A 15,977-nucleotide genomic window follows, 5' to 3' on the forward strand; every position below is an offset into this window, starting at 1 on the left:
TCCGGTTAACGCCCAGGTCAGAAAACGACCTTAATTACGCTATTATCAGCCAGCACCTCAGCGCAATCAAGCTCTGCCCTTCGCACTCTGTGCCGCTTTCACGCCTGTTAAGGGCACAGTGGGCGAATCCACCTTTCGTCTGCTGCCCCTCTTCCGTAGAATGGCGCAATATTTTTCTGAACCGCTGGAGCCGAAAATGAGTAAGTCCGAACAACTGTTTGCCGAGGCACAACGCCTGATCCCGGGTGGGGTAAACTCGCCAGTACGCGCATTTACCGGTGTGGGCGGCGTTCCGCTGTTTATTGAACATGCTGATGGCGCTTATCTCTATGACGCTGACGGCAAAGCCTATATCGACTATGTCGGCTCATGGGGTCCGATGGTGCTGGGTCATAACAACGCGGGGATCCGTAATGCCGTGATTGAAGCGGCACAGCGCGGCTTAAGTTTTGGTGCCCCGACCGAAATGGAAGTGACCATGGCGCAGCTGGTGTGTGAGCTGGTGCCGAGCATGGAGATGGTGCGGATGGTCAACTCCGGCACCGAAGCGACCATGAGCGCTATCCGTCTGGCGCGTGGCTTTACCGGCCGCGATAAAATCATCAAATTTGAAGGCTGCTACCACGGCCACGCCGACCATCTGCTGGTTAAAGCCGGCTCAGGTGCGTTAACACTGGGTCAGCCAAACTCACCGGGCGTACCGGCCGATTTTGCTAAACATACCCTGACCTGCACCTTTAACGATCTCGATTCAGTGCGCAGCGCTTTTGAGCAATATCCTGAGTCGATTGCTGCCATCATTGTTGAGCCGGTCGCTGGCAACATGAACTGCATCCCACCGCAGCCGGAGTTCCTGCCGGGCCTGCGTTCACTGTGTGACGAGTTCGGCGCACTGCTGATTATCGATGAAGTGATGACCGGTTTCCGTGTCGCGCTGGGTGGCGCGCAGGCTCATTACAATGTGCGCCCTGATTTGACCTGTCTTGGGAAAATTATTGGTGGCGGGATGCCGGTCGGTGCGTTCGGTGGCCGTCGCGAAGTGATGGCGGCGCTGGCTCCGACCGGTCCGGTTTATCAGGCAGGTACACTCTCCGGCAACCCAATCGCCATGGCGGCGGGTTTCGCCTGCCTGACGCAGATCGCACAGCCGGGCACCCATGAGAAGCTGGATGCCCTGACCCGCAAGCTGGCAGAGGGTCTGCGCGAAGCAGCACAACAGCAAAATATCCCGCTGGTGATTAACCATGTTGGCGGGATGTTCGGCCTCTTCTTCACCGATGCTGACAGTGTGACCTGTTACGCCGATGTGACCCGCTGCGATGTGGAACGCTTTAAAACCTTCTTCCACCTGATGCTTGAGGAGGGCGTTTACTTTGCGCCTTCAGCCTATGAAGCGGGCTTTATGTCGCTGGCGCACAGCGAAGAGGATATTCAGCGCACTGTGGACGCCGCGCGTCGTTGTTTCGCGAAGCTGTAATTTCGGCAGCGTTAAAGATGAAGACCGGCAGCAGCAACCGGTCCGGGATCTCACAGCAACATATAACTCAACGCGCAGGGAACACGGGCAGAGGAGGAAAGCGTCCCGCGCCAGGGACGGCGCGGGCCGAGCGTGTCAGGGATGACGGCTTTTGCGTCTTTCCGATCTGACCGTGTTCCCTTCGCAGGCTCAGTCTCACAGCCAATCGGGCCAGACTTTGTTAATAATCTCAGACCGGTTTGCGCCGGTCTTTTTTTAACCTGAACGCCGCAGCAGCCAGATAAAGTAAGGCGCGCCTAAAAAGGTCGCCATCAGCCCGGCTGGGATCTGATCCGGGAATGCCAGCATCCGTCCGCACCAGTCAGCCAGCACCATCAATCCCGCCCCCAGTAATCCTGACAGCAGCAGTTGCGGCAACGCCCGCCGGAATCCCAGCATGCGCGCCATATGGGGCGCCATTAATCCGACAAAACTCAGCGGACCAATAGTCAGTGTCGCACTGGCGGTCAGCGCGGCCGCCAGCAGCAGCAGACTCAGCCGCGCAGGCGTCAACGCCATACCGGCCGAGCGTGCGGTCGCGCTTCCCAGCGGCAGCAGCGTCAGCCAGCGACTGGCCAGCGGTGCCAGCGACACCAGCACCAGCGCACAGACTGCACTCTGAATCGCCTGAGTGCCGCTGATGTTATAAGTCGAGCCGGAGATCCAGCTTAGCAGCCCGCCCATACGCGGATCGCCACTCGCCAGCAGTAGCATCAACAGGGTGACGAAGGCGCTGTTCAGCGCCATGCCCGCCAGCAGCATTCGTTCCGGCGAGAAGCCGCCCCGACTGGCTACCGCCATGATCACCAGCAGCGTCAGCGCCGCGCCCAGCGCACCGGCGGGCAGCAGCCAGGCCAGCGCATCGCCCGGCACAAAGAACATCATCATCACCACGCCAAAAGCGGCACCCGAACTGATGCCCAGCACTTCCGGGCTGGCCATGGGGTTGCCGGTCAGTCGCTGAATCAGACTCCCCGCCACGCCCAGCATCAGGCCGGTCACCAGCGCGGCCAGCACGCGCGGTGCGCGCCACGGCAGCAGCGATTGCAGCATCTCACCCGCTGACCAGACCCAGCCCTGCGCATCTCGCCCAAACGCCAGACCACCCCACCCCAGCAGCGCCAGGATGGCAAGCCCCGTCAGTACCCAGCGCAGCAGGTTCTGTCGCTCGGCGGGCACCTTATCACCCTGATTCAGCGCGGGCGGCACCGAACCGGTGCGCAGTCGCGGCAGCAGCCACAGCAGAATCGGGACGCCGAGCAGCGCCGTGGCGGTGCCGGTCGGAATATCGCGCCAGTGGGTGCTGAGCCACAACACGCAACTGTCCGCCAGCCACAGCAGCAGCGCACCAGTCAGTGGAGCCAACAGCATCCGGGTGATGAGCCGTCGTCCACCCAGCAGCTTCGCCAGCAGCGGCGCAAACAGCCCGATAAAGCCGATGATACCGGCGACGTTGACCAGCTGTGCGCTGAGCAGGATCGCCAGCCCCAGACCACCAATCCGCGCCACGGAGAGCGCCAGACCAAGGTTTTTCGCTACGCCATCATCCAGCCCCATCAGCGTCAGCGGACGCAGCAGCGCCAGCGCCAGCACAAACGCCAGCAGCAGGCGCGGCCAGAGCTGCTGCACATTTTCCCAGCTCATCTGATTCAGCGCGCCGGTGCTCCACAAAAACATGTTCTGCAGCTGATCGTGATTGAAGATCGCGAAGATTTGATTCACCGCGCCGCTGTAAAGGCTCAGCACCAGCCCGGCCAGAATCAGCGTTACCGGCGACAGACGTTTGCCCCAGGCTACACCAAACACCAGCGCCCCCACCAGCAGCGCACCGCTAAGCGCGGCAAACTGCTGTGTCAGCGCCCCGCCCGGCAGATGCCACAGCGTTGCCACGGTAATGCCCAGCTGTGCGCCGGAAGAGACGCCCAGCGTGGTTGGCTCCGCCAGCGGATTCCGCAATATCTGCTGAAACAGCAGACCGGCTAAGCCCAGCCCGGCACCCACCAGCAGCGCCAGTACCGTGCGCGGCAGCAGGCTGTAGTGAAACACCATCTGCGGCAGGCTATCGACTACCGGTGACCAGAGTGCCTGCCACCATTCAGCCTGTGGCAACGCCTGATGCAGATTGACCAGCGTCAGGCTGAGCGCCAGCAGAAACAGCAGGCTGAGGAGGCCGGCGGGAAACAGAGCATGGCGCATCAGTGCGTCTCCAGCGCGCGTTCCAGCACGCGAACAAAGTGCAGCGCCGAGAGCGTCGCACCGTAATACCAGACGGCCGGGACGCGCTGAAAGCGTCCGGTGCGAACAAACGGCAGCGACTGCCACAGCGGGCTGCGCATCAGTTGCTGCATCTCCGCCTCGTTGTCATGATCAAAGCAGATGACATCCACATCCCCGACCTGCGCCAGCTTTTCAATGCCGATCACCGCGCTGCCCCAGAAATTCGTTTCGCCCTGCCAGCCATTTTTCAGGCCCAGCAGAGTCATCACTTCCAGAAACAGACTGTTTTTGCCGAAAGTAATGGCGTGACGACTGTCGAGCAGCGACATCAGCAGGATAATGCGTCCGGCATAGGGCGCCAGCCGCTGGCGCGCCGCCGCCAGCTGATCATCAACTTCGCGCAGATGCTGTTCCGCTCGCTCGCTGAACCCAAGGCGCGCCGCCAGCATACGCAGCGATGCACGCGCGGCAGTGAGGGGTTTCCCGTCGCCGCTGTGGAGGTCGAAGCCCATAATGGGCGCAATGCGCGTCAGTTTCTCTTTAGGCGGGCCGTAGCCGTTGGAGCAGAGGATCAGTGACGGCTGCATTTGCGCCATCAGCTCAAGATTGGGTTCGGTGCGCAGACCTACATCGATCACACCCTGAGGAAGCGGCGGCTCCCCTACCCAGATGTTGTAGTTGTGCAGATCGGCCACGCCCCAGGGCGTGACGCCTAGTGCTATCAGCAGTTCGGTGGGTAACCACTCCAGTGCAATAATCCGACCCGGATTTGGCGTGGCGGCACGCAGGGGAAGCGCACAAAACAGCGGAGAGACCGCCAGCGCCAGCATCAGTCGGCGGCGATTAAGATCGGGCATCATCCTCTCCTTAACAGACAAAACTGACCGGCGCGCCGCCCTGCGGGTGCGGTAAAATGCCCATCGGAATGCCATAAATCGCACCGAGCACCTCAGCCTGCATAATCGCCTCTGCGTCACCTTCGGCAATCATCGCGCCCTGACGCAGCGCCACCAGATGATCGCAGTAGCGTGCTGCCATATTAATATCGTGCAGCACCGCAATCACGGTTAAGCCGCGCTGCTGGCTCAGCGCTTTTATCAGCGCCAGCACCTCAACCTGATGGGCAATATCCAGCGCCGACGTCGGTTCATCCAGCAGCAGACAGCGGCTGTTCTGCGCCACCATCATCGCCAGCCAGGCGCGCTGACGCTCGCCGCCCGACAGGCTATCTACCAGCCGTCCGGCAAAGGCGTTAAGCCCGACCTGGGCAATCGCATCCTCTACCCGGTCGCGATCTTCCTGACCAAAGCGCCCCAGCGCGCCGTGCCAGGGATAGCGGCCAATCGCCACCAGTTCACGCACCGTCATCCCTTCGGCTGCCGGTAACTGCTGCGGCAGATAGGCCACCTGACGGGCAAAGGCTTTGCTGTTCCAGCGCCCGACGGGCTGCTGATTCAACAGCACCTCTCCGCTGCTGGCCGCGTGGTGACGACCCAGCATTTTTAACAGTGTTGATTTACCCGAGCCGTTGTGACCGATTAGCCCGGTCACTTTCCCCGGCGGAAAGGTCAACGACAGTGGCTGAAGGAGAGTCCGGCCCGGCACGTCAAAACGGGCGTTTTTCAGCGTAAAGGTCGCCTCTTCTGCGTGCGGATGCGGCATGGTTATCCCTGTGAATGGGCGCCGAAGCGCCCGGTTAAATCAGAATCTGAAGGTCGCGGTGCCGACAATCTGGCGTTCCGCCCCCCAGTAGCAGGCGTATTCACGGTAGCAGCTGGCGACGTAGTCGCGGTCAAACAGATTGTTGACGTTGACGCCCACGGTCGAACCCGGCAAACCGAAACGACCCAGATCATATTTCAGCGCCGCATCCACCGTGGTGTAACCGGCAACTTTAAAGTTCTGGTTCTGCTCAGTGCCAGTGCTGTAAAGGCCCTGGCTCTCACCGACATAACGCACACCCGCGCCCAGCGTTACGCCCGAAAGGGCTGTCTCGTGGAAGGTGTAGTCGCTCCACAGTGAGGCCATATGCTTCGGCACCTGCACCGGCGTTTTGCCTTTGAGTTGGGTGTCTTCGGTATATTCCGCATCGGTGTAGGTGTAGGACGCCGTCAGGTTAACGTTGGCATTCAGCGCCGTTTTAGCTTCCAGCTCTACGCCGCGCGAGCGGATTTCACCGCTCTGCACACTGGAGTTTGGGTGATTCTTCGTATCGGGATCGGCAGTCAGGTTTTTGGTTTTGGTCAGCTGATAAAGCGCTGCGGTGAGCACCACCGGACGATCTTTCGGCACATACTTCACGCCCGCTTCATACTGCTTAGCGCGTGACGGATCAAATGCCTGACCCTCATAGGTCGAACCCGCATTCGGAATAAAGGCTTCGCTGTAGCTGAAGTAAGGCGCGATGCCGTTATCAAACACATAGTTCAGGCCGCCGCGCCAGGTAAAGGCCTGATCGTTCTGGCGATCAACGCTATCTGCCACCCGATCGTAAACCGAGTTCATGGCATAGTCGTAGCGGCCACCCAGCGTCAGCACCCAGCGGTTCCATTCCATCTGGTCCTGAGCATAGAGGCCGGTCTGACGCTGCTTGTTGAGGTGCTGATAGGGATCGGCAAATGGCGTTACGCTGTTATCACCATATTGCGGATTAACCGCATTCAGGCTGGAGGCCGAACCAAACTGTGCGTCGATATCATTGCGGGTACGCTGGAAGTCCACGCCCAGCAGCAGCGTATGATCAACCTGGCCGGTGGCGAATTTCGCCTGCGCCTGGGTATCGACCGCCAACTGGTTGAGCTTCTCTTCTGAAACCGCCGAACCGCGCGTGATTTGCTGAGTCGCTGGCAGGAAACCATTGCCGTAAATGCTGCGATAATCGGTGCGCAGGTCGGCATAACGCAGGTTCTGGCGCAGCGTCCAGGTGTCGTTAAAGCTGTGCTCGGCGTTATAACCGACCATTTTGGTGTTGCGTGAAATCTTGTTGCTCTGCTCGCCTTCATCGAAGTTGGTCGGCAGTTTGTACTGGCTGCCATCAGCGCGGGTGATCGGTACTACCGTGCCCTGACGCGGCAGCCAGCCGTAATAACCGGTTTCAGGCTCGTTCTGGAAATAGGTCAGCAGGTCAATGCGGGTGCGATCGTCGGGACGCCAGCTGAAAGCCGGTGCGATGGTGTAGCGCTTCTCTTTGTTCATCGCCTGCTGCGCATCCTGACTGCGCGCCTGGCCGGTCAGGCGATAACTGTAGACGCCGTCGTCGTCCAGCGCGCCGCCAAAGTCAAAGCCGGTCGAGAAGAGGTTGTCGTTGCCCATCTGGAACTGCACTTCACGCAGGGTTTCCTGGGTCGGACGCTTACTCACCAGCGAAACCACGCCCCCGGGATTGCTCTTACCATAGAGCACCGAAACCGGGCCGCGCAGCAGTTCGGCGCGTTCCAGGAAGTAAGGATCGATGGCAAACTCAGAGTAGTTATCACCCTGCAGTTTCAGACCATCCAGATACTGATTGGTGTTGGTTTCGCTGAAACCGCGAATCGACAACGCATCAATCACGTCTGAGCTGCCCCGGTTACCGGTCAGCACGCCAGGCGTGTAGTTAAACGCCCCTTTCACGCTGGTCACGTTACGCATCTCCATCTCTTCACGGGTGACCACGGAGATGGACTGCGGATTTTTTTCAATGGGGGTATCGGTTTTGGTCCCGGTGGCGCTGCGTTTCGCTGCCACAGTGGGTGCCGGCCCCCAGGCGCTTTCCGCCTCGACGCCGCTACCGCCATCAGCCGAGACGACCATCGTCTCCGCCTGCGCCGCGTAAAGAGAGGAGCTCAGGCTCAGTGAGATCATGATGCCCAGAAGCGGTCGGGAAAATGTTTTTTTGGTGTTGTCAGAAAAAGTCGTTCGCGCATTCATAAAAGTGTCTCTTAACAATAGGCTCAGGCAGGCGAATCGAAACGATAATGATTATTATAACGCTTAGATAATATGCGAAATTCAGCAGGCACTGCAAGAAGAAATCCCAGCAGTGACGCCGTTTGCAGGCCGATTGACGCGTATTGATCAGGAACAAAAAAAGGGCGCCGAAGCGCCCTTTTTAACCTGTCTGACTGATTTATTTGCCAAACATATCTTTTATCCACCCTGCTACGCCGTCGCTGTCTTTCTGCTCCTGCGGTTGCTGGGCCGGTTGTTGCGGCTGCTGCTGTTGCTGTTGTTGCTGCTGCTGATCGAAGAGCTGTTGTTGCTGCTGAACCTGCTGCTGCTGTTGCTGACACAGCGCATTCGGATCCAGCGCCCACACTGGCAGAGAACGCCAGGTGCTGCTGCCCGTGCCGCAGACAAAGTTACCGGCAGAATCCACATTCATCAGCGACACATCTTCCGGCGGCGTCAGCTGCAACGGCATCGGGGCCTGAATGTCCAGGTAGCGACGGTAGAGCTGCATCGCGCCGCTGGCACCATAGAGTTTGGTCGGCTGGTTGTTATCGCGTCCCACCCAGGTGATCGCCACTTCTTTACCATCAATACCGGCAAACCAGCTGTCCACCAGATCATTGGTGGTACCGGTTTTGCCCGCCAGATGCGCATTCGGGAAACGCGCGCCCAGCGCACGGGCGGTACCGTGATCCGCCACCTGCTGCATGGTGTAGAGCGTCAGATAAGCGGCCTGAGCAGGCTCAACGCGCTGCGCCTGCGGATAGCTCTGATAGAGCACGCTGCCATCTTCTGCAATTACCGAACGCACCGCTGACAGCGATGCGCGGTTGCCGCCGCTGGCGATCGACTGGAACGCCTGAGCCACTTCAACAGGCGTCAGGTTCAACGCCCCCAGCAGCATCGCTGGCACCGGATGCAGCTGATCTTTCGGCACGCCCAGCTTGCTCCAGGTATCCACCACCGCATCCAGCCCCAGCGTCATGCCGAGGTTTACGGTCGGCACGTTCATCGAATTGGTCAGCGCATCCACCAGCATCACTTTGCCGCTGAAGCGACGGTCGTCGTTCATCGGTTTCCAGACGCTGCCGTTCGGCTGTTTCAGCGCGATCGGCTCATCGGCGATCCAGCTGTTAAGACGATAGGTGTTCGGCTGACTCAGTGCAGTCAGATAGGTCGCCGGTTTGGCCAGTGAACCGATCGAGCGGCGCGCCTGCAGCGCACGGTTGTAGCCAGCATACTGCGGATCGGCACCGCCAACCATGGCACGCACTTCACCGCTGAAACGGTCAACCACCACCATTGCGGTTTCCAGATCCTTGAGGCCACGCTGTTTTTTCAGCGTCGGAATGCCATCAATCACCGCCTTTTCGGCCGCATCCTGCGACACCGGATCCAGCGTGGTGAAGATTTTCACCCCGGAGAGATCTTTCACCTTGTCGCCCAGTTTCGCCTGAAGCTCGTTACGCACCATCTGCATAAAGGCAGGCTGTGGCGTAATCACGCCGCCTTTCGGCTGCACGCCCAGCGGACGGGCCGACAGCATGTCATACAGCTCCTGGTCGATCACTTTCTGCTGCTGCAACAGGCGCAGCACGAGGTTGCGTCGTTCCAGCGCCAGTTTCGGGTTACGCCACGGATTATAGAGCGACGCACCTTTCACCATACCGACCAGCATCGCCTGCTGATCCAGACTCAGCTCATCAACCGGACGGCCAAAATAGTAGAGGCTGGCCAGCGGGAAACCACGGATCTGATCGCTGCCAGCCTGACCGAGATAGACCTCGTTCAGGTAGAGCTCCAGGATGCGATCTTTGCTGTAGCGCGCATCCATGATCACCGCCATATAGGCTTCACGCGCTTTACGCCACAGCGAACGCTCGTTGGTGAGGAACAGGTTTTTTACCAGCTGCTGGGTCAGCGTACTGCCGCCCTGTACTGCCCGGCCAGCGGTAATGTTGGCCAGGAAGGCACGACCAATGGAATAAGGGCTGATGCCATCATGCTCATAGAAATGGCGATCTTCGGTCGCAATCAGCGTATCGACCAGCAGATCCGGGAAACCGGCGCGTGGCACAAAGAGACGCTGTTCCCCATTCGGTGACTGCAGCATGGTGATCAGGCGCGGATCGAGGCGGAAAAAGCCAAAATCACGGCCGGTTTCGAGGTTTTTAATCTCGCTCAGCTCATCTTTACTGAAGCTCATGCGCGCGTGGATCTGCCCCTCTTTACTGTCGGGGAAATCAAACGGGCGACGCAGCAGATCGATGGTGTTGCCCTTCACCGAAAACTCGCCAGGGCGGGTAATCCGGGAGACTTCGCGATACTGCGTGCCTTCCAGCAGCGCCACCATTTCACTTTTGTTGTAGGCCATGCCGGGTTCCAGGCTGACCATGCGGCCATAGACGGTGGCGGGCAGTTGCCACACTTTACCGTCAATCCGGCTGCGAATTTCCGAGTCGAGGTAGATGCCCCACGCGGCCATGACCACCACAAACACCAGGAACAGTTTGATTACCCATCCCAGCCAACGGCGTTTGCCGCGCGGCGGTTTTCCACCTTTACCTTTACGTGGCACCGGCGCTTCCTCCTCGTCATCATTAAAATCGTCCTGACCGATATCCTGTTCGATATCCCTGCGTCGTCCCCGGCCCGCACTGCTGCGCGGCGGCAACGGTTTACCTTTGCGCCCTATTGGTTCGCGATCGTTCCCAGACATTACTTTTCTTCTCCAGGCAGTGCTTACGGCAGCGCCGCTACTCTAACTGCTTTCTCGCGTGTCGCATGGCAGAACCCTCTGAATTCGATCCAGCGGATTCAACCCTGCGGGGACATTTTTTTGGTTCGCCTTGTTGGCAAGGCGGTGGCCGGGTCTTCTGGCCAGGGATGTTTTGGATAACGTCCCTTCATCTCTTTCCTGACCTCCGGCCAGGCACCGCGCCAGAACGCCGCCAGATCGCGGGTGATCTGCAACGGTCGCTGGGCGGGCGATAACAGCTCCAGCACCAGCGGAATACGTCCTTCCGCTACGGTGGGATTCTGCGCTTCGCCAAACATCTCCTGAATCCTGACCGCCAGCGCGGGCGGCTTCTCCGCATCATAGCGGATTGGCAGCCGGCTTCCGGTGGGCACAGTGTAATGAGTTGGCAGCACAGTATCCAGCCGCTGACGCTGTGACCATGTGAGTAAATGTAAGAGTGCCGAAGTCAGGTTCACTGCCTGCAGGCTGCGGAGATCGCGCACTGCTGACATCTGCGGCAACAGCCAGTGCGACAGGCTCTCAAGCAGGGTTTCATCGTCGGTCGCGGGCCAGCTCTCTTCCGGCAGCCATTGGGCCGCACACTGGATACGCAGGCGCAGCTGTTCGGCCTCCGGCGTCCAGCCCAGTACCGACAGACCTTTTTCGGCGATCCAGCGCAACATGGCCGCGTGCAGCACCTCCGGTTCCGGACGCGCCATCGGCTGGATTTTCAGTATCAGCGCGCCAATCTGCTCACGCCTGAATGCGCGCAGCGTGCCTTTCTCTTCGTCCCATTCTACTTCGGTCCGGCGCTCAATCAGGGCGGGCTGCTGCTGGCACAGCGTTGCAATATCGACCGGCAGTGCCAGCAACATCCGGGCATCCGGCGCAGCACTGCCCTGCAACAGAGCAGGCGCAATCAGCCATTCATTGCGCGTCAGGCCATCCTGCTCATCGAGTCTGGCCCCCAGCCCGTTGGCCAGCTGATAGCGACCGCTCTGATCGCGTCGCCGCGCCAGCCGATCGCCAAAGCCCACCGCCAGCAATCCGGCGAAACGATCTTCATCGACCCGCCCGCCACGAATTTTAAGCCGCTGCTGCCACTGCTGCGCCCGCCGCAGCCATTGTGCCTGCGGCCGATGCAGCGCATCACGCAGGTCGGCGCTGCCGCTGCGGGGAGGATCTTCCAGAATCGCCACCAGCAGCGCGGCGCTGGCGACCGCATCCGGCTCATCGCCTGCGGCACACAGCATGGCGGCGAGTCGGGGATCACAGCCCAGTTGCGCCATACGCCGTCCCAGCGTGTTGAGCAGGCCGTTGTTGTCCAGTGCCCCCAGTCGGGTCAGCTGCTGCTGCGCCGCATCCAGATTTCTGGCGGGCGGCTGGTCCAGCCACTGCAGCTGTTGCGGCTGGGTACAGCCCCACTGCAGCAGATCCAGCCACAGCGACGAGAGATCGCTGTTAACGATTTCCGGTTCGCTCTGCGCCGCCGCTCGTGATGCCTGCTCCTGCGGCACCAGATGCAGGCAGAGCCCCGGCATCAGTCGCCCGGCGCGACCTGCACGCTGGATCATCGAGGCCTGGCTGATTCGCTGGGTCTGCAGGCGTGTCACACCGCTGCGGGCGTCAAACAGTGCGCTGCGTTCCAGCGCACTGTCGACCACCAGCCGAATCCCCTCAATCGTCAGGCTGGTTTCGGCGATATTGGTGGCCAGCACCACTTTGCGGCGGCCGGCGGCGGCAGGCAGAATTGCCCGGCGCTGCGCCGCTAACGGCAGTGCGCCATAGAGCGGCGTCAGATCAACGTCGTCACTGATGCGTGATTCCAGCTCGCGCTTCACCCGTTCGATCTCCGCCACACCCGGCAGAAACAGCAGCAGCGAACCGCTCTCATCCCGCAGCTGCTGGGCGACTTCACGCGCGACCGCCTCTTCAAAGCGCACATTCTGATTCAGTGACGCGTAACGCCGCTCAACCGGATAGCTGCGCCCTTCTGAGACAATAAGTGGCGCATCCGGCAGCAGCGCCGCCAGCCGGGCATTGTCCAGCGTGGCGGACATCAGCATGATTTTAAGGTCGTCGCGCAGCCCCTGCTGCACATCAAGCAGCAGCGCCAGCGCCAGATCGGCCTGCAGGCTGCGCTCGTGAAATTCATCAAGGATCACCAGCGACACGCCCTCCAGCATCGGATCGTGCTGAAGCATGCGCGTGAGCATCCCTTCGGTCACCACCTCCAGCCGGGTCTGTGGCCCGACGCAGCTTTCGCCACGCATCCGGAATCCCACCGTGCCACCCGGTTGCTCGTCGAGTTGCTCAGCCAGCCGTTGCGCCACATTACGTGCCGCCAGCCGACGTGGCTCCAGCATGATGATCCGCCCCGGCAGCGCCGCCTGCTGTAACAACTGCAGCGGCAGCCAGGTCGATTTGCCCGCACCCGTGGGCGCGGCCAGCAGGATTTGAGAGGCGTCACGCAGCGCCGCCAGGATGTCAGGCAGCACCGCGCTGACCGGTAAATCGCTCACAGCAAACTCCGCTTCTGCCTGTGCTAAGATGGCGCGCATTGTAGCATCCATCCGTGATATTTGCCGGAGAGCGCCATGGCGACACAACGCTTATTTTTTGCCATCAGCCTGCCTGACGAGATGCAGCAAGAGCTGGTGCGCTGGCGGGCCGATACCTTTCCTGCGGAGGCGGGCCAGCCGGTGGTCGCGGCGAATCTGCACCTGACGCTGGCGTTTCTGGGTGAAGTTGCGCCGGAAACCTCACAGCGCCTGCAGACGCTGGCCTCGCGTATTGTGCAACCCGGTTTTGATCTCGACCTTGATGATGCCGGACACTGGCCGCGCCCCGGCGTGGTCTGGCTCGGCTGCCAGCGCGCGCCACGCGGTCTGTTGCAGCTCGCCAGCCTGCTGCGGGCGCAGGCCGCCCGGCATGGCTGTTACCAGAGCCCCCAGCCGTTTCATCCGCACATCACGCTGTTACGCCACGCCACCCAGCCGGTGACGTTACCGCCGCGCGGCTTTCACTGGCGTTTTCGCGTCTCCACCTTTTCTCTGTTCGCCTCTGAATATGCCCGGGGCCGCACCCGCTATCGCGCCCTGGCAAGCTGGCCATTACTCTCTCAGGATCCCCATGCACTTCTCTCCGCCCCTTAAACCCGCCCGGCTGATTGCCCGTTACAAACGTTTCCTGGCCGATGTGGTGACGCCAGAGGGCGACGTTCTGACGATTCACTGCGCCAATACCGGCGCCATGACCGGCTGCGCCACGCCGGGCGATCGGGTCTGGTATTCGACCTCCGACAGCCTGACGCGCAAATACCCCCACAGCTGGGAGCTGACCGAAACGCAACAGGGCCACTGGATCTGCGTGAATACCCTGCGCGCCAACCAGCTGGTGGCTGAGGCGCTTGAGCAGGATCGGCTGCCAGCGCTGGCCGGTTATACACATCGTCAGGCGGAAGTGAGATATGGCAGTGAAAAAAGCAGAATTGATTTCCTGCTCAAGGCAGATGAGCGACGCAACTGCTATATTGAGGTGAAATCCGTAACCCTTCTACATGAAGGAAAAGGTTATTTTCCGGATGCGGTGACGATTCGAGGACAGAAACACCTGCGTGAACTGGCGACAGTTACGGCAGCGGGTCATCGGGCCGTTTTGTTGTTTGCCGTTTTGCACTCGGGGATTGAGGACGTTTCTCCGGCACGTCACATTGATGTGGCGTATGCAGAACAACTGGCTCAGGCGCAGCAGGAGGGCGTAGAGGTTTTAGCGTATCAGGCAGACTTATCGGCGGAGGGAATGTTTCTTAAATCGCCGATCAACGTAACCTTGTAATATCTTTTGCAATTTTATGTGTTAAGAATGTTCTGAGCTAAGGGCCAATTACGCGGTTCCTCACAGGCTTGTCAAGGTGTGTTCATGAAGAATTGCCAACCCTGACGGCTTCTGTTATTTATAGCGGCCTGTTTTTTTCCCCAATGGGGGATCGATGTACCCCGCAGACGTCAAATGCAGGCTGGCAGCAAGGCCCCTGCGAGACGAAATTCGAAGGGTATAGTGCGTGTTATCCAGGAGAAGCAACATGCAAGAAGGTCAAAACCGTAAAACATCGTCCCTGAGTATTCTCTCTATTGCTGGCGTCGAACCTTATCAGGTGAAGCCTGGCGAAGTGTATATGAATGATGCGCAGCTGACCCATTTTCGCAAGATTCTGGAAGCCTGGCGTAATCAATTACGGGACGAAGTCGATCGTACCGTTTCTCATATGCAGGATGAAGCCGCTAACTTCCCGGACCCGGTTGACCGTGCCGCGCAGGAAGAGGAGTTCAGCCTGGAGCTGCGTAACCGCGATCGCGAACGTAAACTGATCAAAAAGATCGAGAAGACGCTGAAGAAAGTTGAAGATGACGACTTCGGCTATTGCGATTCCTGTGGCGTTGAGATTGGTATCCGCCGTCTCGAAGCCCGTCCTACTGCCGATCTCTGCATCGACTGTAAGACGCTAGCAGAAATTCGCGAGAAACAAATGGCCGGCTGATGCCGCGTCCAGCCTGTTACCACGCAGTGGAACACCTGCTGTTTTGTCCGCTGCGTGGTCACTTCTGAAACCTATGTCATCCTCCTGTATCGGTCGCTTCGCCCCTTCTCCCTCTGGTGAACTCCACTTCGGATCGCTGATTGCTGCCCTGGGCAGTTACCTGAGCGCGCGTGCGCAAAACGGCATCTGGCGGGTGAGGATTGAAGATATCGATCCGCCACGGGAAGTGCCGGGTGCCGCCAGCCGTATCCTGCAGCAGCTGGAGCACTACGGTTTAGAGTGGGATGGCGAGGTGCTATGGCAGTCACAACGTCATGAGGCCTACCGTGACGCGCTGGCCTGGCTGCAGCTGCATCGTCAGAGTTATTACTGCACCTGCCCCCGGCGTCGCATTCAGCAGATTGGCGGTTTCTATGATGGTTACTGCCGTGAACGGCAACGCGGACCGGAGAATGCCGCGCTGCGTTTACGCCAGCATGCGCCGGTCTTTGCGTTTGACGATCGTCTGCGTGGCCGTGTGGAGGCGGACAGACGTCTGGCACAGGAAGATTTTATTATTCACCGCCGTGATGGCCTGTTTGCCTATAACCTGGCGGTCGTCGTCGATGATCATTTTCAGGGCATTACCGAAGTGGTTCGCGGCGCAGATTTGATTGAGCCGACGGTGCGACAGATTGCGCTCTACCAGCAATTTGGCTGGCGGGTGCCTGACTGGCTGCATCTGCCGCTGGCGCTTAACCACGATGGTCATAAGTTGTCGAAGCAGAATCATGCACCTGCGCTGCCGGATGGCGATGCCAGACCCCTGCTGGTGGCGGCGTTACGCTTCCTCGGACAGCCGGTTTCAGGCGGCTGGCAGGACTTAACGCAGGACAAACTGCTGTCTGATGCGGTGTCGCAGTGGAATATCGCTTTGATGCCGCAAGAGAACGCCCTGAAACCGGATGCATAGACAACAGCATTCTCAAACGGTTCTCAACAGGCTATGATTAGCCGCTGATTTTACCTACACCCTAATTGCCACTGTCGAGGTG

Annotated in this window: 11 protein-coding genes; 5 read left to right on the forward strand and 6 right to left on the reverse strand. The window is 59.7% G+C overall.

Features of this window, described 5'->3' with window-relative positions:
* The first annotated feature begins 196 nt into the window (after window positions 1–196).
* Window positions 197–1,477 (forward strand): glutamate-1-semialdehyde 2,1-aminomutase, encoded by a 1,281-nt coding sequence (gene hemL, locus AC0T7J_RS18015; RefSeq protein ID WP_473795644.1) that lies wholly within the window; start codon window positions 197–199, stop codon window positions 1,475–1,477.
* A 255-nt stretch (window positions 1,478–1,732) separates the two neighbouring features.
* Here the strand turns inward: hemL and fhuB are convergent, their stop codons facing one another.
* The 6 genes from fhuB to hrpB form a co-directional block, all read right to left on the reverse strand.
* On the reverse strand, window positions 1,733–3,712 hold the full coding sequence (fhuB, locus tag AC0T7J_RS18020; RefSeq protein ID WP_473795645.1) for a Fe(3+)-hydroxamate ABC transporter permease FhuB: 1,980 nt from the start codon (window positions 3,710–3,712) through the stop codon (window positions 1,733–1,735).
* Window positions 3,712–4,590: a Fe(3+)-hydroxamate ABC transporter substrate-binding protein FhuD gene (fhuD, locus tag AC0T7J_RS18025; protein ID WP_473795646.1), complete on the reverse strand. Its 879-nt coding sequence runs from the start codon at window positions 4,588–4,590 to the stop codon at window positions 3,712–3,714. The genes fhuB and fhuD overlap by 1 nt, the downstream gene beginning before the upstream one ends.
* A gap of 10 nt (window positions 4,591–4,600) precedes the next feature.
* Window positions 4,601–5,395 carry a Fe3+-hydroxamate ABC transporter ATP-binding protein FhuC gene (fhuC, locus tag AC0T7J_RS18030; protein WP_473795647.1) on the reverse strand — a complete coding sequence of 265 codons (795 nt, stop codon included), beginning with the start codon at window positions 5,393–5,395 and terminating at the stop codon, window positions 4,601–4,603.
* A gap of 39 nt (window positions 5,396–5,434) precedes the next feature.
* Window positions 5,435–7,642 carry a ferrichrome porin FhuA gene (gene fhuA, locus AC0T7J_RS18035; RefSeq protein WP_473795648.1) on the reverse strand — a complete coding sequence of 736 codons (2,208 nt, stop codon included), beginning with the start codon at window positions 7,640–7,642 and terminating at the stop codon, window positions 5,435–5,437.
* A gap of 199 nt (window positions 7,643–7,841) precedes the next feature.
* Window positions 7,842–10,382, reverse strand: a complete 2,541-nt coding sequence (gene mrcB / locus AC0T7J_RS18040; protein WP_473795649.1) for a bifunctional glycosyl transferase/transpeptidase — start codon at window positions 10,380–10,382, stop codon at window positions 7,842–7,844.
* A 98-nt stretch (window positions 10,383–10,480) separates the two neighbouring features.
* Window positions 10,481–12,964 carry an ATP-dependent helicase HrpB gene (gene hrpB / locus AC0T7J_RS18045; protein ID WP_473795650.1) on the reverse strand — a complete coding sequence of 828 codons (2,484 nt, stop codon included), beginning with the start codon at window positions 12,962–12,964 and terminating at the stop codon, window positions 10,481–10,483.
* A 36-nt stretch (window positions 12,965–13,000) separates the two neighbouring features.
* Between hrpB and thpR the strand changes: the two genes are divergently transcribed.
* From thpR to gluQRS, 4 genes are all read left to right on the forward strand, one after another.
* A complete protein-coding gene (gene thpR, locus AC0T7J_RS18050) occupies window positions 13,001–13,558 on the forward strand; it encodes an RNA 2',3'-cyclic phosphodiesterase (protein WP_473795651.1) in 558 nt (185 codons plus the stop codon).
* On the forward strand, window positions 13,536–14,240 hold the full coding sequence (gene sfsA, locus AC0T7J_RS18055) for a DNA/RNA nuclease SfsA (protein ID WP_473795652.1): 705 nt from the start codon (window positions 13,536–13,538) through the stop codon (window positions 14,238–14,240). Before thpR ends, sfsA begins: the two co-directional genes overlap by 23 nt.
* A gap of 247 nt (window positions 14,241–14,487) precedes the next feature.
* Window positions 14,488–14,943: an RNA polymerase-binding protein DksA gene (gene dksA, locus AC0T7J_RS18060; RefSeq protein WP_473795653.1), complete on the forward strand. Its 456-nt coding sequence runs from the start codon at window positions 14,488–14,490 to the stop codon at window positions 14,941–14,943.
* Window positions 14,944–15,016: 73 nt separating this feature from the next.
* Window positions 15,017–15,895: a tRNA glutamyl-Q(34) synthetase GluQRS gene (gene gluQRS / locus AC0T7J_RS18065; RefSeq protein WP_473795654.1), complete on the forward strand. Its 879-nt coding sequence runs from the start codon at window positions 15,017–15,019 to the stop codon at window positions 15,893–15,895.
* Window positions 15,896–15,977: the final 82 nt, after the last annotated feature.

Source organism: Pantoea sp. E956-1 (assembly GCF_982223955.1).